This is a genomic window from Affinirhizobium straminoryzae, assembly GCF_007004135.1.
GTDB classification, from domain to species: domain Bacteria; phylum Pseudomonadota; class Alphaproteobacteria; order Rhizobiales; family Rhizobiaceae; genus Neorhizobium; species Neorhizobium straminoryzae.
In genome coordinates, this window is the sequence record NZ_VJMG01000063.1 from 14,618 (window position 1) to 32,499 (window position 17,882).

The 17,882-nt window shown below is 60.5% G+C and carries 15 protein-coding genes and 1 riboswitch; of the genes, 5 read left to right on the forward strand and 10 right to left on the reverse strand.

Translation table 11 applies throughout. The features are described from left to right. Window positions 1–120 precede the first annotated feature (120 nt). Both FNA46_RS19675 and FNA46_RS19680 read right to left on the reverse strand, forming a co-directional pair. Window positions 121–1,392: an acyltransferase family protein gene (locus tag FNA46_RS19675; RefSeq protein WP_143126916.1), complete on the reverse strand. Its 1,272-nt coding sequence runs from the start codon at window positions 1,390–1,392 to the stop codon at window positions 121–123. Between the two features lie 176 nt (window positions 1,393–1,568). Beyond that, on the reverse strand, window positions 1,569–3,017 hold the full coding sequence (locus tag FNA46_RS19680) for an aminotransferase class V-fold PLP-dependent enzyme (protein ID WP_143126917.1): 1,449 nt from the start codon (window positions 3,015–3,017) through the stop codon (window positions 1,569–1,571). 97 nt (window positions 3,018–3,114) lie between these two features. Between FNA46_RS19680 and FNA46_RS19685 the strand changes: the two genes are divergently transcribed. Further along, window positions 3,115–3,594, forward strand: a complete 480-nt coding sequence (locus FNA46_RS19685) for an Lrp/AsnC family transcriptional regulator (RefSeq protein ID WP_143126918.1) — start codon at window positions 3,115–3,117, stop codon at window positions 3,592–3,594. A gap of 11 nt (window positions 3,595–3,605) precedes the next feature. Here FNA46_RS19685 and FNA46_RS19690 read toward each other — a convergent pair whose 3' ends face one another. From FNA46_RS19690 to FNA46_RS19700, 3 genes are read right to left on the reverse strand one after another with little or no spacing between them, the layout of a single operon-like run. Then, window positions 3,606–4,385, reverse strand: a complete 780-nt coding sequence (locus FNA46_RS19690; protein ID WP_143126919.1) for an ABC transporter ATP-binding protein — start codon at window positions 4,383–4,385, stop codon at window positions 3,606–3,608. Further along, window positions 4,382–5,407 carry a FecCD family ABC transporter permease gene (locus tag FNA46_RS19695; protein ID WP_246103220.1) on the reverse strand — a complete coding sequence of 342 codons (1,026 nt, stop codon included), beginning with the start codon at window positions 5,405–5,407 and terminating at the stop codon, window positions 4,382–4,384. The genes FNA46_RS19690 and FNA46_RS19695 overlap by 4 nt, the downstream gene beginning before the upstream one ends. Next, window positions 5,404–6,441 (reverse strand): ABC transporter substrate-binding protein, encoded by a 1,038-nt coding sequence (locus FNA46_RS19700; RefSeq protein ID WP_143126921.1) that lies wholly within the window; start codon window positions 6,439–6,441, stop codon window positions 5,404–5,406. The genes FNA46_RS19695 and FNA46_RS19700 overlap by 4 nt, the downstream gene beginning before the upstream one ends. Window positions 6,442–6,621: 180 nt before the next feature. Next, window positions 6,622–6,860: riboswitch (cobalamin riboswitch) on the reverse strand. A gap of 524 nt (window positions 6,861–7,384) precedes the next feature. Here FNA46_RS19700 and FNA46_RS19705 point away from each other — a divergent pair. Then, window positions 7,385–9,019, forward strand: coding sequence for a phosphoethanolamine transferase (locus FNA46_RS19705; RefSeq protein WP_246103222.1), 1,635 nt, complete (start codon window positions 7,385–7,387; stop codon window positions 9,017–9,019). Window positions 9,020–9,048: 29 nt separating this feature from the next. Here the strand turns inward: FNA46_RS19705 and scpC are convergent, their stop codons facing one another. Beyond that, on the reverse strand, window positions 9,049–10,563 hold the full coding sequence (gene scpC, locus FNA46_RS19710) for a succinyl-CoA:acetate CoA-transferase ScpC (RefSeq protein WP_143126928.1): 1,515 nt from the start codon (window positions 10,561–10,563) through the stop codon (window positions 9,049–9,051). Window positions 10,564–10,890: 327 nt separating this feature from the next. Here scpC and purU point away from each other — a divergent pair, with 327 nt between their 5' ends. After that, a complete protein-coding gene (purU, locus tag FNA46_RS19715; RefSeq protein WP_143126929.1) occupies window positions 10,891–11,775 on the forward strand; it encodes a formyltetrahydrofolate deformylase in 885 nt (294 codons plus the stop codon). 353 nt (window positions 11,776–12,128) lie between these two features. On the opposite strand, the gene FNA46_RS19720 is transcribed toward purU, so the two are convergent. Both FNA46_RS19720 and FNA46_RS19725 read right to left on the reverse strand, forming a co-directional pair. Next, on the reverse strand, window positions 12,129–13,067 hold the full coding sequence (locus FNA46_RS19720; RefSeq protein WP_244617986.1) for a glutaminase: 939 nt from the start codon (window positions 13,065–13,067) through the stop codon (window positions 12,129–12,131). Between the two features lie 98 nt (window positions 13,068–13,165). Continuing rightward, window positions 13,166–13,681: a MarR family winged helix-turn-helix transcriptional regulator gene (locus tag FNA46_RS19725; protein WP_143126924.1), complete on the reverse strand. Its 516-nt coding sequence runs from the start codon at window positions 13,679–13,681 to the stop codon at window positions 13,166–13,168. 239 nt (window positions 13,682–13,920) lie between these two features. Here FNA46_RS19725 and FNA46_RS19730 point away from each other — a divergent pair, with 239 nt between their 5' ends. Both FNA46_RS19730 and FNA46_RS19735 read left to right on the forward strand, forming a co-directional pair. Continuing rightward, window positions 13,921–14,580 (forward strand): peroxiredoxin, encoded by a 660-nt coding sequence (locus FNA46_RS19730; protein ID WP_143126925.1) that lies wholly within the window; start codon window positions 13,921–13,923, stop codon window positions 14,578–14,580. Window positions 14,581–14,751: 171 nt separating this feature from the next. Continuing rightward, window positions 14,752–15,552: a DUF1194 domain-containing protein gene (locus FNA46_RS19735; RefSeq protein WP_143126930.1), complete on the forward strand. Its 801-nt coding sequence runs from the start codon at window positions 14,752–14,754 to the stop codon at window positions 15,550–15,552. A gap of 64 nt (window positions 15,553–15,616) precedes the next feature. On the opposite strand, the gene FNA46_RS19740 is transcribed toward FNA46_RS19735, so the two are convergent. After that, entirely contained in the window at window positions 15,617–17,125 is a 1,509-nt protein-coding gene (locus FNA46_RS19740) for a hypothetical protein (protein WP_143126926.1), read from the reverse strand. Window positions 17,126–17,369: 244 nt separating this feature from the next. Then, window positions 17,370–17,615 carry a hypothetical protein gene (locus FNA46_RS19745; protein WP_143126927.1) on the reverse strand — a complete coding sequence of 82 codons (246 nt, stop codon included), beginning with the start codon at window positions 17,613–17,615 and terminating at the stop codon, window positions 17,370–17,372. Window positions 17,616–17,882: the final 267 nt, after the last annotated feature.

Here is a 17,882-nt window from a genome sequence, read left to right on the forward strand (position 1 = left end):
ATAGGTCGTCAAGCATGACGCCAACCATCGGAACAAGAAGGGTCGGGATTTGCCAATCCCCCTAAAGTCGCCAGTCACACGCATCAAGAAAGGTGCGTGAAAGGCATAAAACCCTGTCTTTTATGCCTCCCGGGGAACATGGGAAAATTTTATTCCCTTGATATATCTTCGCGCCGGCTCTTCAACCCACTTATAGACAACGCAGGACAGGGCGATGAGAACGACAGGCATCGCGATGCGCGATGCGAAATTGTCGCCGAACAAGGCGTCGAAGACGCCATTCACGGACATCTGAAGCAGATAGGCGGCATAGCTTGCGCCGCCAAGGAAAACCAGAACTGGATTCGAGAAGATCCGGAGCACCGGCCCGGTAGACAGAGCTGCGGCCACGATCAGGACGGCACAGGCAACCGGCATCAGTCGTGACGCCAAAGACCCTTCCGCCAGAGTGACAAGGACGAGAGCCACAACACAGAAAAACAGTGTGTCCATCCCCTTCGGCTTGCTGGCAATCGAAAGCCTCGACACCAGCAACGCGGACAACACGCCCAGTAAAAATTCGGGTAACCGGAATACCGGAAGGGGGATGAACCTGATCCAGCCGTCAAGCTGGATCCCAGGGTGAACAACGGCAACATCGGCAAGGATGATGACGGCTGCCATGCATGTGGCCAGGATGCCGAGCACAATCGTCGGCAGACGACTTAGTCTAACGAAAAACACCGCAAAGAACACGTAGAAGAACAGTTCGATGGAGAGCGTCCAACTCGGCATGTTCAAAGCCCCTCCGAGGTTGCTGGCTGGCAGCGTCCAAGACTGGAGCAACAGCGGAGCAAATATGACAGATTCAATCCAAAGCGGATTCGTGAAGGGAATCGACAAGGCAAGGGCCAGAATGTAGACCGGAAAAATCCTCGCAAGCCGGGAGAGGAAAAAATCATAACGCCGCTCGCGCGTCCCCAATCGCCCATCGTAAGCAACAACCAAGATAAATCCGGACAAAACGAAGAAAAAGCTCACACCGAGATATCCGTGTTTCAGTATCGACACCATGAAACCGGGAAAGCCTGCGCGTTCAGCGGCCGAGGCGCCGAAATGGAAGAAAACAACAGCCATTGCCGCAAAAAAGCGCAGGCTCGTTAGCGGCTTGATCTCACCTTGAAATTTTTTCACGTTAAACGCATCCGTCAACCTATAAGTATTTATTCGATAGCATGGGCAGACACCGGCATCAACGACGATCAATTCACGCCCCCCCTGTGCGGTTCTCCCCGCCCGAACAAAACTTAACCTTCTCCAAAAAATGACGCCGTTTTGCATCCAAAGAACATCTGCCGGAGACTCCGCGCGATCGTGTCGCCGGGCGGCGGAGTGGCCGGGGTTCATCACCATCGGGGATGTCCGGGACGGTCGGATTTCTTGCGAGTGACCTGAGGGATAAGAGTGATGACGCTGCACTCACGCGAGACAGCCAGCCACGCACGGCACAGCGCAGATTTAAACTGTCATCCAAACCATGCCTGTCCGGCTTTTCAACAGAGAAGCGGACGAGGGGGAAGCCCCTCCCCTCACACCGCCTGTGGGAAGAAGACCGCGCGGGCCGGATCGAAGCCGTAGGCGGCGCGGAATTGTCCGGCGTCGCTGGCAAGCTGTTTGACGCTGTTCAGGATGAAGTCCACCTTGTCCGGCGTCAGCAGCACCGAAAAGTTCAGGCGGGTGAAACCGGGCTTGGCCATTTCGTCGCCGGAGAGGATCGCAGAGCGCAGGCGGGCGGACTGGGCTTCGTCGATGTCCAGCAGGCGGTGCACGTAAGGGCCGGCGCAGGCGCAGCCGCCGCGGGCCTGGATGCCGAAACGGTCGCTCAGCATGCGGGTCACCAGTTGCTGGTGCACGAAGCCACCTTCGCCATCGCGCACCCGGAAGGAGAAGATCGGCAGGCGGCCGGCGTCACGGGGCCCGAGCAGCTGCAGGTCGGGGCGATCCTGCCAGGCTGCGAAGGCCGCCGCGGTCAGTGCGGCGTTGCGCGCCGCCATGCAGTGCTCGCCGATCGCATCCTTGACGAGGAAGGCAAGGGCTGCGCGGATATCGCCCACCACGTTCGGCGTGCCGGCCTCCTCGCGCGCCTCCAGGCTGTCGGCATAGTCATGGCCGGTGGAGGAGACGAATTTCACCGTGCCGCCGCCGCTCCAGCTGGGGGTCCTGGTCTCGACGACGTCGCGGCGCAGGATCAGGATGCCGGACGCACCGGGGCCGCCGATGAACTTGTGCGGCGAGACCACGATGGCATCGATCTCGGCATCCGGTGCGGGCCGCATGGCGATCGGCAGATAGGGGCCGCCGCCGGCATAGTCCCAGATCATTCGCGCACCGGCCCGCTTCACCAGCCGGGTGACGGCCGCGACATCGGTGACGATGCCGGTGACATTGGAGGCGGCGGAGAAGGAGCAGATCACCTGATCGAAGCCGCGGGAGGCGGCCAGCGTTTCGGTGAGCGCCTCGCGATCCGGGCCACCTTCAGGCCCTTCCGGCAGTTCGATGATGTCTGCACCCGCCTCGCGCCAGGGCAGGATGTTCGAATGATGCTCATAGGGGCCGATCAGCACGCGGGTGGATGTTTTCGCCGCACCGAACAGAGAAACCAGCCGGTTGATGCCGGCGGTGGCGCCAGAGCCCGCAAAGATCACCGCATGGGCCGCATCAGCACCGCAGAGACGGCCAATCACGGCGCGGGCCTCGCGCCGCAGCCGTGTCATCATGCCGCCGCACCAGGAGGCTTCGGTATGGCTGTTGGCGTAATAGGGCAGCACCTCGGTGAGGATGAACTGTTCCACCTGCATCAGCGCCCGGCCGGAGGCCACGTAATCGGCATAGACCAGCGGCTTGTCGCCGAAGGGACCGCGCACCATGGCATGCTGGCCGATCAGGCCGGCGCGCAGATGCTCGATAACATCATCCCGCTGAAGGCTCTGGCGAAACTCAGCCAGAAGCTCCGTCATCTGTCCATCTGCCGTGGCCATGCGTGTCGTTCCTTTTTTGCCGCTTCGACAGCATAGGCATTGCGCCGGTGGGACTTCATCTCCTATCTTTGCGTGAAACGGGCAAATATTGGGTCAAATGAACGACAAAAACATCAAGATTGACGCGATTGATCGACGCCTGCTGACGGCCCTGCAGCGCGACGGCTCTCTCTCACAGCGCGATCTCGCCGAACAGGTGGGGCTGTCGCAAAATGCCTGCTGGCGCCGGCTGCAGCGGCTGCAGGAGACGGGTGTGATCCGCGGCTCGCAGACCGCCGTCGATCTGCCGGCGCTGGGGCTGGATCTTACCGTGTTCGTGATGATCCGCACCCGCCATCATTCGCGCGAATGGGCGGAGAGCTTCCGGCAGCACGTGGAGAAGCTGCCGGAAGTCGTTGACTTTTATAGAATCGGTGGCGACTGGGATTATCTCCTGAAGGTCGTCACCAATGGCATGCGCGGCTATGATGCCTTCTACCAGAAGCTGATAACCGGCTTCGATTTTTCCACTGTCACCGGTTTCTTCTCGATGGAAGCGCTGATGCAGAACCGGCCAACGGACCTGACGCGGCTCTGAACCGGCGCCCGTCAGCCGGAAAGGGCGCCGGCCGTGGCGTGAAAGCGGATATGGCAGGAGCCATTTTCCTGACGCTCCACCGCGGCCTCCACGCCGAACACCCCGGCGATCAACCGCTGGGTCAGGACCTCCACAGGCGTTCCGAGCGCCACGAGACGGCCGGCCTGCATCACGGCGATGCGGTCGCAGAACAGGGCGGCGTGGTTGAGATCGTGCAGCGCGGCGATCACCGTCAGGTCCAGCCGCCGCACGAGATCGAGAATGCCGATCTGGTGGCGGATGTCGAGATGGTTGGTCGGCTCGTCGAGCAGCAGAAGGCGCGGCTGCTGCGCCAGCGCCCGGGCAATGTGCAGCCGCTGGCGCTCGCCGCCGGAAAGCGTGTGCCAGTTGCGGTCGGCCAGAGGCGTCATGTCTACCTGCGCCAGCGCACGCGCAACGATCGCGTCATCGAGTTCGGACCAGGGATGGCCGAGGCCGAGATAGGGCGTGCGGCCGAGTTCGACGGCCTGGCGCGCGCTCATCCGCTCGGCCGTCTCGGCCTGCTGCTCCACCAGCGCCAGCTTCTGCGCGAGATGACGGCGCGACAGGGCGGAGAGCGGCACACCGTCCAGTTCCACCGTGCCGCGGCGGGGGCGGCGCAGACCGGCCAGCATGGCGATCAGGCTCGTCTTGCCAGAACCGTTCGGGCCGATGATGCCGAGAAATTCACCGGGTTCGGCCGAGAGCGATACGCCATCGACGATGGTAGCGGGGCCGACCGCCCAGGTCACGTCCTTGGTAGCAAGCCTCACAGCCGCGTCCTCCTCTGGCTCATGATCACGGCAAAGGCCGGCGCCCCGAACAGGGCGGTGACCACACCGATCGGCAGCACCTGCCCCGGTACGATGATGCGCGAGAGAATGTCGGCGAGGATCATGAACACGGCGCCGACGATGGCGGACGCCGGCAGCAGCACGCCATGGCGCACACCCACCAGCATGCGGGTGGCATGCGGAATGACGAGGCCGACGAAGCCTATCGAGCCGACCAGCGCCACCATCACCGCCGTCATCATCGCGGTCACGCCGATCAGCAGCACATAGGTGCGCCGCACCGGAATGCCGAGCGAGGCGGCGGAATCGCGGCCGAAGGCAAAGGCATCCAGCGCGCGGGCCTGCGACAGACAGAGCGCAAGCCCGATCAGCGCCGCCGGCAGCGCCAGCGTTACATCCGGCCAGCGCACGCCGGACAGATTGCCGAGCAGCCAGAACATGATACCGCGCGCCTGTTCCGCATTGGCGGCCTTGGTCACCACGAAGGCGGTCAGTGCATGAAACAGCTGCGAGCCGGCAACACCCGCCAGAATGATGGCCGCCGCCCCGCTTCCGGCCCGCCAGGCGAGCAGGCTGACAAGACAGAAGGCGATCAACGCACCGGCAAAGGCGCCGAGCGGCAGGCCGACCAGCCCGCCGCCGATGCCGAGGATCGCGACCGACACGGCGCCCGTGGAGGCGCCGGCGGAAATGCCGAGCACGTAGGGATCCGCCAGCGGATTGCGCAGCAGCGACTGCAGCACCACGCCCGACAGCGAAAGCGCCGCCCCGCAGCAGGCGGCCACCACCACCCGGCTCAGCCGGTAGCTCCAGACGATGCCCTCATCGATGGGATCGAGCGGATAGGCGGCGTGAAACAGCCGGTTCGCCACCGTCTTTGCCACCACGTCGAGGGGAATGGCCGTTTCGCCGATCGCCGCCCCCAGCCAGAGGGCGGCGGCGAGAAGAGCGACCGCAGCCAGCGTGAAGGACGCGCGGGTCGACAGGCGCCTGACCGTCACCGGGCAAGGCCCGATTTTGCAATGCCGTCGGCAAGCGCCTCGATGCCGTCGATGGTGCGCAGCGTCGGGTTCATCGTCTGCGCATCGAGTTCCACCACATGGCCTTCGCGCACCGCCGGCATCAGGCTGGTCACCGGATCGGTCTTCAGGAAGTCCCGCTTGACGGCGATGTCATCGGCGGGAAAGCGGCGGCGGTCCATGCTGGCGGCCACGATCAGGGTCGGATTGGCGCGGGCAATGGTTTCCCAGCCGATCGTCGGCCATTCCTCGTCGCTGTCGATCACGTTGCGGATGCCGAGCGCCTGCATGATATAGCCCGGCGCGCCGTTGCGGCCGGCAACGAAGGGATCGGTGGCAAGCTTGGCGCTGGAGAACCAGAAGACGGCCGAGATGCCCTTGCCCGCCGCGGCAACCTTCGCACGGGCCGCCGCCTCGCGGGCCTTCAGGTCTGCCACCACGGCCTCGCCGCGATCCTGCACATCGAAGATGGCGGCGAGATCGCGGATCTCCTGATAGACGAGGTCCATGGTGAAGGCCTCGACGCGCACGCCATCGCCGCCGCCGGAATTGTCCTTGCCGGTGCAATCGGCCGGCGAGGTATAGACCGGCACGCCGAGATCCTGAAACTGTGCCACTGTGCCGACCGTGCCCTTCGGGCCCACATGCCATTGATACTGTACGGCCACCAGATCCGGGCGCGTGGCAATGACGCGCTCGAAGCTCGGATCGTTGTCGGCCAGCCTGGGTACCTTTGCGTTGATCGCCTCATAGGGCTTCAGCACCGGCCCGACCCAGACGGCTGTGCCGACAACGCGCTCGCCAAGGCCAAGCATGTAGAGAATTTCGGCGCTGTTCTGGCCAAGCGCCACGGCACGCTGCGGCGCCTTCTTGAAAGTGACGGCCTGCCCGCAGTTCTGCAGGGTCAGCGGATAGCTGGTCGCCGCGGCGAAGGCGGAACCGGCGGACAAGAGACCGACGGTGATCGAAAGGCCGAGAAAGCCTGTGCGCAGGCGCGATGCGAAAGCGTGGTTCATGATGTTGAAAAATCCCGGAAAGGCCAAGAAAGGCAGAGAAGAACAGTCAGCGGGGGCCATCAGCCGTGGCGCCGACAGGATGAGATCAGCAGTCCGGGGATTGCCGGAAAAGCAGGCGGGCATCCGCCGCGGCAAGGGTCAGTCATAACAGGCTCCTGTTCCGGGCATCCCCGCCCGTGACGTTGGACATGATCGATGGCAGGTCTCCTGGCTCACGGTTCAGCGCCTCTCATCTGCCTTCCCGCGCGGCTCAGGCGCAGTGGCATGATGCCTTCAGGCATCACGAGGATGATCGGCAACCGCTTACAGTTGCGGGGGCAGCCACGGCCTTGATCCCTTGAAAAAAGGACGCACCGTGTTCCCTATTAATCCCTTTGGCCGCGACCGGCACCGAGGGAACCATCGGGCGGAGTTAATCCGGCGGAAGAGCCGGCGTCAAGCGCAAGGCTATGGCGGAAGAGGCAGGATGCGAAGTCATCATCACTCGATATCTATGTAATGTAATATCATTACGAATAGCCTGTATGGGTTCGGATGTCCAGCGATCCATAATGCGCTTCAGACAGATTGCTGTGGAAGGCCCTCCCGCCCACCTCACGGCAATACGCAAGCAGACTTGGCGGCATGACGAGGGGGAGGAAAAAGCCGAGCATGCATCATGAAATACGCATGTAATTCCGCGTTGTCGCGCAGCCCCTTTACACGCCATCAAGCGAAGTTTACCAGAGGATTCGGGGGATCTTCACGAAAGACCACGGTGCCTGCTGGCGCGCGGACAACAGTTTGCCTTGTTTTGCTGTTCATGCGGCGAAACGGGCCGGCTTGCCTCACCCAATCTGTGGCGGATGCAGGAGGCATTCAGGTTCGTGTCAGCTTTTTGAAGCACCAGCGGAGGTTCGCATGCAGGGCACCCCGATGTGCCGTTCGTGAAGGGTCAATTGCCTTGAGTTTCGATGTCTTCTTCGCCAGACGTCCGCGTCTTGGTAGCGTGACGCTCAGCATCATTGTCGCGCTCTATATTCTGGTGCTCCTCAACCAGACCTTCTGGTCGCAGTCGCTGACGGTACTATCCGGCCAGCATGTGGCGCTGGCGGGTCTTGCCGTGGCCCTGACAGGGGCCTTCATCGCCTTCTTCGTCAGCTTCTCGGTCAAATACCTGATGAAGCCGCTGCTCATCTTCTTTGTGTTCATCGCAGCGGGAGCCGCCTGGTTCATGGATCAGTTCGGCGTCATCATCGATTCCGACATGATCCGCAATGCGGCCGAGACGACGACCGCAGAAGCCGGCCACCTGATCACCGCCGGCTATCTCCTCCACATGGCGGTCTATGCCGTGCTGCCCTCTCTTCTGATCGCCTGGGTGCGCGTCGCCCATCGCACCTTCCCGAGGAAGGTGATGATGAATCTCGCAGTCATCGTGCCTGCACTGTTGGTCTTCGGGGCAGCCGCGCTGGCCAATGCCGGCACCTATGCCTTTACGATCCGCCAGAACCGGGAATGGTTTGCAACGCTCAATCCCTTCATGCCAATCGCAAACGCGGTCGCATACCTGGAGAAGCTGAAGCAGGAGCGTGGCATCGTGGTGCAGCCCTATGGCACCGATGCCAAGGTGGCCGATGGCGCAAAAGCGAAGGACCGCAAGCCGCGCGTCACCATCATCGTCGTGGGCGAGACCGCCCGCGGCTCCAATTTCTCGCTGGGCGGCTACGAGCGGCTCACGAACCCCGAGCTTGCCAAGCGCGACATCTTCTATTTCGACAAGGCGCAGAGCTGCGGCACGGCCACCGCCATTTCGGTTCCCTGCATGTTTTCGGGCCTCGGACGATCCGATTACAGCCATGCAGGCGCGCTGGAACGGCAGAACCTGATGGACGTGCTGGTGCATGCCGGCATCCGCGCCGAATGGTGGGACAACAATACCGGCAGCAAGGGCGTTGCCGCCCGCATTCCCTACAAGGAACTCTACCGCTCGACCGACAGCCGCTACTGCGAAAACGGCGAGTGCAAGGATGACATCCTGCTCGACCAGTTCGACGCGTGGCTGTCGTCCGTGACCGGAGACAGCGTGCTGGTGCTGCACCAGCTTGGCAGCCACGGTCCGGCCTATTATGCACGGTATCCGGATGCCTACCGCACCTTCCAGCCCGATTGCCGTAGCGCCGAATTCTCCAAGTGCCACCGGCCGGAGATCATCAACGCCTACGACAACAGCATCGTCTATACCGACCACATCCTCGCAACGATCATCGACAAGCTGACCGCCGTCGAGGGCAAGGTGTCGCCCAGCATGATCTACATGTCGGACCACGGCGAATCGCTCGGCGAAAAGGGCCTGTTCCTGCATGGCGCCCCCTGGGTCGTGGCCCCGGAACAGCAGACGCACATTCCCTTCCTGCTGTGGCTTGGAAAGGATGCGAAGGCCGGCATCGATACCGCCTGCATGGACAGGCGCAAGACCGAGCCGGTGTCGCATGACAATCTCTTCCACACGGTGCTTGGCCTGATGCATGTTCAGACCAAGGTGCGTGAGGCCGAGCTCGACCTGACGGCAGCCTGTCCGCCGAAGCCGGCAAGCTGACAAACCAGCCCCCGGCCCGCCGCCTCGGCCTACTCCGCGGCGGCGGCGAGCTTTGACTGGCGCATGTCGCCACGGTCGCGGCTGTTGAGATGCCAGGAGAAGGCCTCTTCCAGCAGATGCGGCGTGTGGCCGCCGCGCGCGGATGCACGCTCGAAATAGCTGCGCAGCGCCTCGCGGTAATCGGGATGGGCGCAGTGCTCGATGATGCGTTCGGCCCGCTCGCGCGGCGCAAGCTCGCGCAGGTCCGCCAGTCCGTTTTCCGTCACGATGATATCGACGTCATGCTCGGTATGGTCCACATGCGGCACCATCGGCACCACGGAGGAAATACGGCCGCCCTTGGCAAGCGATTTCGTCACGAAAATCGAGAGATAGGCATTGCGGGCGAAATCGCCCGAGCCGCCGATGCCGTTCATCATGTGCGTGCCGTTCACATGGGTCGAGTTGATGTTGCCGTAGATATCGACCTCAAGCGCCGTGTTGATGCCGATGACGCCGAGGCGGCGGATCACTTCCGGATGATTGCTGATTTCCTGCGGGCGCAAAACCAACCGGTCCTTGTAGCGGCGGAAATCGGCGTAGACGCGCGCGGCACAGGCCGACGACAGCGTGATCGACGAGCCGGAGGCAAAGCTCAGCTTGCCGGCATCAAAGAGATCGAAGGTACTATCCTGCAGCACCTCGCTATACATGCGCAGGTGATGGAACGGCCCGTCGGCAAGCCCGGACAGCACCGAATTGGCAATGGTGCCGATGCCCGCCTGCAGCGGGTTCAGCGTCAGGTCCAGGCGCCCGAGGCGCACCTCCTCCTCGAAGAAGCGGATCAGGTGGCCGGCAATCGCGCTGGTCTCGGCATCGGCCGGCTCAACGGTCGAAAAACTGTCCTGCTCCTGCGTGATGACGATGGCGGCGATCTTCTCCGGATCGACCGGGATATAGGGCATCCCTGCCCGCGTATCGCAGCCCACCACCGGGATCGCCTCGCGCGTCGGCCGCTTTGTCGGAATATAGATGTCGTGCAGGCCTTCCAGATCGAGCGTCTGGCTGAGATTGATCTCGATGATCAGCTTCTTCGCCAGAATGGCGAAGCTTGCGGAATTGCCGATCGAAGTGGACGGAATGATGCCGCCATCCAGACGGATCGCGGCTGCCTCGATGATAGCGTAATCAATTGGTCCAAGCTGGTTCGAACGCAGATGTTCGACGGTTTCCGAAAGGTGCTGATCAACGAACATCACCTCGCCGCGGTTGATTGCGGCGCGCAGCGTCGGATCGGTCTGGAACGGCATGCGGCGGGCGAGCACATGGGCTTCCGTCAGCATGCGGTCGATATCATGGCCGAGCGAGGCACCGGTCAGCAGCGTGATCTTGAACGGGTCGGTCCTTGCCCGTTCCGCCATGGCGACCGGCACGGCCTTGGCATCGCCGGCGCGGGTAAAGCCGCTCATGCCGATGATCATGCCGTCCTGAATGAGGCTCGCAGCCTCCTTCGGCGTGACGATCCGGTCCAGAAGGGAGGGGCGTCTGATACGATCTTCCAGCATGGTCTTGTCCTGCGTTGTGTCCTGACGGTCCATCATGTTTTCCTCCCACCGGTGACCTTAGCGGCGGATCGCGGCCTCACCTTGACCGAAATCAAGGACGCTGCCCGATGGTACGGCGGGGATGGGCGCATCGAGGGCGCAACCGGAACGGCGCTTTGCCCGCCCGCCCGTAATCTCCCTCTGCCGTGACGCGCAGACAGACGCTTCCCAAAACGAGGCTTGATCTCCTGCAGATCTCGGCTATTGCCAGAAGTCCCAGCGGACGCCGTCCGCCGGAGGCCAGACCACACGATGGGCCCGCAACGGGCCTGAACGAGAGTGATGACGATGAAGAGCTATGTGCTGACCGTTTCCTGCCCGACCTCCCGCGGCATCGTCGCCGCGCTTTCCGGCTATCTGGCGGAAAAGGGTTGCAACATCGTCGATTCCTCGCAGTTCGACGATTTCGATACGCAGACCTTCTTCATGCGCATCTCCTTCATATCAGAGGAAGGCATCGATGGAGCAAGCCTGATCCAGGGGCTGAAGCCGATCGCGGAAAAATTCTCCATGCAGGCGGACATCTTCGATGCAGCCGAGCGGATGAAGGTGCTTCTGATGGTCTCGCGCTTCGGCCACTGCCTGAACGACCTGCTCTACCGCTGGCGCATCGGCGCGCTGCCGATCGAGATCGTCGGCGTCGTTTCCAACCATTTCGACTACCAGAAGCTGGTGGTGAACCATGACATTCCCTTCCACCACATCAAGGTAACGAAAGAGAACAAGCCGAAGGCCGAGGCCCAGCTGATGGATCTGGTGGAGCAGACCGGCACGGAACTGGTGGTGCTGGCACGCTACATGCAGGTTCTCTCGGACGATCTCTGCCGCAAGATGTCCGGCCGCATCATCAACATCCACCACTCCTTCCTGCCGAGCTTCAAGGGCGCCAACCCCTACAAGCAGGCCTATGAGCGCGGCGTGAAGCTGATCGGTGCCACCGCCCACTACGTCACCGCCGACCTCGATGAAGGCCCGATCATCGAGCAGGATACCGTGCGCGTCACCCATGCGCAGTCGCCGGAAGACTATGTGTCGATGGGCCGCGACGTGGAAGCGCAGGTGCTGGCGCGGGCAGTGCACGCCCATATCCATCACCGCACCTTCATCAACGGCAACCGTACCATCGTCTTCCCGCCGAGCCCCGGCTCCTATGCTTCCGAGCGGATGGGCTGACGTAGACCGCGCCCGACTTGCCACGCTGAAACGGGTGAGCTCGGCCCCTCAGGCAGATCGCAGCATCAGGGGAATGCAGAACCGAATTCGGGAGGGACGCCGAAACGTCACCTCCCGTGCCGCATCTCCCTGGGGAAGGGGATGATCTTTTCGCGCCAATTCGGCGCAGGATCGGGCGTCCGCAATGGACTTCGGATAGAAACGACGCAATGTGACCAGGGAAACAGACTTGGGAAAACGCAATTCCTACAGAACTGAGAGCACAAATGTGTCACAAACTCAGGAAGTCAACAATCAAAAAATGAAAAGCATGCGTCACCGGATTTGATCCTCGAAACGCTCGCGACACAGGTTCAGCCCGGCCCGCCGAACACCGACCATCCGGTCTTTGCCGCCAGCATTTCCAGCGCCAGTGACCCGATCAGCGAGTTTCCATTGCGGTTGAGGCCCGGCGACCAGACGGCAACGGAGGCCCTGCCCGGCGCCACCGCCAGAATGCCACCGCCGACCCCGCTCTTGCCTGGCAGGCCGACATGATAGGCAAAGTCGCCGGATCCGTCATAATGACCGCAAGTCAGCATCAGCGCGTTGATGCGCCGCGCCCGCTGGCTCGAAACCACCGTATGGCCGGTCAGCGGATTGCGCCCGTTTCCGGCAAGAAACAGGCCGGCGCGGGCAAGCTGAACACAGTTCATCGCCAGCGCGCACTGGTGGAAATAGACACCGAGGACATGATCGACCGGATGCGTCAGCTTGCCGAACGACTTCATGAAATGTGCCAGGGCCTCGTTGCGATGGCCCGTTGCCGCTTCTGAACGCGCCACCGCAGGATCGATGCCGATGGTTGCGTCATCCGCCAGATACTGCACGAAGCGGACGATTTCGCCGATCGCCTCGCGCGGCGTGTGGCCTGCCATCACGAGATCACTGACGACAATCGCCCCGGCATTGATGAAGGGATTGCGCGGCTTGCCGTTCTCATGCTCCAGTTGGACGATGGAGTTGAAGGCCGAACCCGACGGTTCACGTCCCACCCGGTTCCAGGTGGTCTCACCATGCTTTCCAAGCGCCAGCGTCAGCGTGAAGACCTTGGAAACGCTCTGGATGGAAAAGGCCTCGTCGCAATCGCCCGCCTTGAAGACATTCCCCTCCAGATCGATCACGGCTATACCGAACTTTTCCGGGTCAACCTTGGCGAGTTCAGGGATGTAATCCGCGACCTTGCCTTCGCCGAGACGTGGCTTCAGCGTCCGGTGAATGTCCTCGATGATTGCCTGAAGGTCGCCCGTCACCGCTGCACACATCTCCCTGCCCCAGTCCTGTCGCGCATCTGCACACTTCTTCTATTGTCCATCCCGCAGTGCAGCGCAAGATGACGGCCAGATCTGCGTCATTCCTCGGGCGGGCCGGACAGGTGGTTCGTTGCCGATGTCTTTACCCGGCCAATCTCGTGCCAGAGACTGGTGATCATTCCAGGATCCACGTCGCTCATCAGATCCCGCAACCAGGCTTCGTGGGCATCCGCCATGGCCGCGAAGGTGCGCAGACCTGCCTCCGTCAGGCGTGCAACGGTGACGCGACGATCATCGCTCGGAGTTTCGCGCACGACGAGGCCATCAGCCTCCAGCCTTTCGACCAGACCGGTGATGTTGCCGTTCGTGACCATGGTGCGACGCGACAGCTCGCCGAGCCGCAATCCCTGCCGCTCCCGGTAAAGCTGCGCCATAAGGTCAAACTGCGGCAGTGTCGCGCCGAACTCGGCGCGCAGCCGCTTGCGGATTTCCGTCGAAATCAGCTTGGTGGTGGAGAGCATCCGCAGCCACAACCGTGTTTCCGGCTTGTTGCGGCCATGCGGCCCCTCGGCAATGATTTCCAGATCAACCTGCGCGTCGTCCTGCTCGCTCATGCGGCCTCGCTTCCCCCGGCTCTTATCGCTCCAGCTGTACGAACAGGTATTTGAAATGTCAAAGGCCGGCTGCGGCTGCCCACGCCCGGCTGCAAGGCGAGTGAAATCTGCTCCGGGCGGCTCTGGAAACGAGCCGGGTTTTCCAGTTTGACCACCCGATCTGCAAAAGCCTCCCTCGAATCGTCGTACAAACAGCCTATCTTCTCAATCCAATGGAACGGCTATCAGGAGGTTTGCCCTTGTCCCTGCGCATCAACGACATCGCCCCGGATTTCACCGCTGAAACAACCGTCGGCCCGCTCCATTTTCATGAGTGGATCGGCAATGGCTGGGCCGTCCTCTTCTCGCATCCGAAGAACTTCACCCCGGTCTGCACCACGGAACTGGGCGCCATGGCCGGTCTGGAAGGCGAGTTCCGCAAGCGCGGCGTCAAGATCATCGGCATTTCCGTCGACCCTGTGGACAGCCATGCCAAGTGGAAAGCCGATATCCGCACCGCCACCGGCTATGACGTGGACTATCCGCTGATTGGCGACCGTGACCTGAAGGTGGCAAAGCTCTATGACATGCTGCCGGCCGGCGCCGGCGAGAGTTCCGAAGGCCGCACTCCGGCCGACAACGCCACCGTGCGTTCGGTCTACATCATCGGCCCGGACAAGAAGATCAAGCTGATCCTCACCTATCCGATGACCACGGGCCGCAATTTCGCGGAAATCCTGCGCGCGATCGATTCCATCCAGCTGACCGCAAAGCACCAGGTGGCAACGCCGGCCAACTGGCAGCCGGGCGAGGACGTGATCATCACCGCCGCAGTCTCCAACGAGGATGCCATAGCCCGCTTCGGGAGCTTCGACACCGTACTGCCCTATCTGCGCAAGACGAAGCAGCCAGCCGCCTGAAGCCCTCTCCTACTCTATGCCCCGCAGGTCTCCACCTGCGGGCATAGAACCTGATGCACCAGGACATTCAATATCACTGAAACGTGAAGTGCACAGACTGCGCGGGCATCGCCCTCGGAAAAGACCGTGTTACAGTTTTGCGGTCCGGTTCTGGAGGTGATGGGAATGCCGATGCTTGCCAGCCTTGCCCTGCTCACGACGCTCCTTGCCGGTCCTGCGACGCCGCCTTCGCCCGCAGGTTCTGCGTCCGGCGATGTGGACGTCGAACTGGTGCTTGCCGTCGATACGTCCCGCTCGATGGATTACGAGGAGATGAGGGTCCAGCGCGAGGGCTATGTCAGCGCCCTGCAGCATGCCGATTTCATCAATGCTGTGCGTGGCGGACTGATCGGCCGCATTGCGATTACCTATTTCGAATGGGCCGGCGAGGTGGATCCGGCATCCGTGCTGGACTGGCAGATCATCGAGACGCAAGCCGATGCCCGCGCCTTCGCCGAGAAGCTCGCCGCCCGCCCGATCGCCACGCAGCGGCGCACCTCCATCTCCGCTGCGATCGCCTATGGCACGCAGACCATTCTCACCAACAGCTACCGCGGCATGCGGCAGGTGATCGACGTGTCCGGTGACGGACCCAACAATATAGGTCTGCCGGTGGAAGGCGTGCGCGACAAGGCGATCGAGGCCGGCATCATCATCAATGGACTGGCGATCATGCTGCGCCCGACGGGTGCCGCAGCCTTTGGAAGCAGCGCCGGCCTGGACGATTATTACGGCGACTGCGTGATCGGCGGCCCCGGCGCCTTCGTGATGCCCGTACACAAGCCGGAAGACTTCGACACCGCGATCCGCCGCAAACTTGTGCTCGAGGTCAGCGGCCTTGCACCCGACGCCACACTCCATCGTATCGCCGCCCGCCCAAAAACCGACTGCATGATGGGCGAACTGCAATGGCAGCAGTTCCAGGACCGGTAGAGGCTGAAAGTGGCTGTGTATCCACCTATACATACGTATATTTTATCGTTCAGAGAAACAGCTTCTAATTCACGACAATCTGCTGCCCATCGGGCTTTACGATTATAATTTCCTCTACACCCGCCAAATCAATAAACGGGCTGTTGGCCTGCAGGAAAACACCCGCACACGCTTTGCGCTCTGTTACGAGTTTCGCCATATCGTCTATCTGCTTATTTTCATAGATGCCAGCGCGCACAAGAGAATTCAGATACCCGCGAACGGCGCCTGACGTCGCAAACACAGAACATGACGGATCATATAACGTTTTGGCTTTACTGACGAGAAGCATGTTGTTTCCATCGATACGCTTCCACTCACTGTAATTCTGCAGGCTTTTATCGAAATCTCGGACGCCCAAAATACTGGCAGCAAAAACAATAAAGATAACACAATACCTGTACAAACCCGAAAGGTATGCGATGGAAACGGATATAAGGATGGCAGCAGGAATGACGAATTTCAACCGATCGAAGGAAAACTGCGTCGCATGCTGCATCATAAGCAGATTTTCGAGCAGGGGAAACGCCGCGACAAACAAAACCAATTTTATATAGCGAAATTTTTCATCTTGAAATTTATTCCAATTTTCTTTCATCGCATATATAAAAACTAGGAAAACAAGTAGGAGCAGAAACAGGCCGTACGAAAGGCCATACCCTGCAACAAGAGTATCAAACCCAACCTTTTTCGCACTGCGAGCAAGAAATCTTGCCAGAAATGACTGCGTTGCCGGCACGAGACCGAGCACCGCGACAAAATGAAGATAGACCAGAGCGCCTGACACGAAGGTCACTACACCTATCCGCACAGCTGACAGTTCGGAATCGAGACCTGGCTTGCGAATGAGAAAGATGATCAAGCCGGCGCTAAATACGTAGGCGGTCCATTCGAGCCACGGCCCCATAAACACAAAAACATAAAATAAAATAGAAAAAACTCTCCAACGATAAATACGATAAAAAACAAGCACAAGTAAATTACTTAACATTAACAGATTGTAAAGCGTGTGGCTCCAGTAAACAACGCCATTGGATTGCAGCGCTTCACGACTAAAGACAGAAATCAAACACCCACATAGAGCAGCAAACGCCGCGATCCCCCCTGACACACCGCCGAAAACAATGAGTTGGTAACAAAGACTGTAAAGGCAGAGCGAGGACAGCAGTCCTACCGCCGCCCCAAACAGGCCTATAGTTGCTCGGTTCGCATCCAAGCCAAGCGCACTAAGGGTCAGGTAGGGCGCCAGAAATCCCAAGGGTGGGAAGCTGGTGTAAATGTAGTCGCCCGTTGATGAAGGTTTCGTCGCACCCCAAGGTATATTCTTGTCGAGCTGTCGCCCCAGAGTGACCGTTGGCAAGAAAAAGTGATTGCGCCACGCGCTGGACTGCAATGAATTCACGGTATGGATGACATGATATGTCGCTTCAATATTTTCACTTCCGACATCGCCGGTCAATGCATCCCAACGATAAGCTATGTTACCGGCGCAAAGGAAAATAATAATGAAAAAACCGAAAAAATAGGCCCTCATCAGAAACATCCCAAAATAAATATCCCAAAAATAACACACGGAATTAAAGCTAGAAATTCCAAAAATATGCAACACAAATATGCGATTTTCTCAATCGGAAAGACACGGTCTATACACCGACACGAACATATATTTCGATTATCTCATTTTCGGAGCATACACGAAGTGCCCTTGGCGATCAAAGGCACAAACATCTCGACCTTCCCACATCCGCATCGCACATCCCTTCCATCTCTGAACTGTGTCAATGGGTATAATGTCGATAATTGGAATTCGGGTTGTGGTGCCCTGACGAATCATGGTTTTCCACGACATCAGGTGGGCCGCCTTTCACTCCGTTAAGCTGGGCGAATTTACTTATCTGACCACCCTTTCGTAAGCTCTCAGAAACGATCAGCGCCGTGATCTCGTCAGGACGTTGGCGATTGACGTCACGTCCTCCGCGATGCGCTGCGAAAAGCACCGATGTACTCTCCAGCAAGAAACTCATCGCCGCTCATCCCAGTAATCTTGGTCATATGTCAGACGGTGGAAGCCAGCGTCGGAGCGGAACAGCCGTTACAACGAAGACAGGCCCCGCCGGATGAACCGGCGGGGCCTGTCTTCGTCATACGGGCTGGCTGCGGGTCGCTTGCATCGGCGGCGTTGGCGGGACGCTGCCGGCAGGATGCAAGGACCCGCAAGGAAACCGCGCCTCCCTTCCGCTCAAGCCGCCAGACAAGGCCTTTGCGAAAGTGCCGGTCCCGGTGGGTGGATC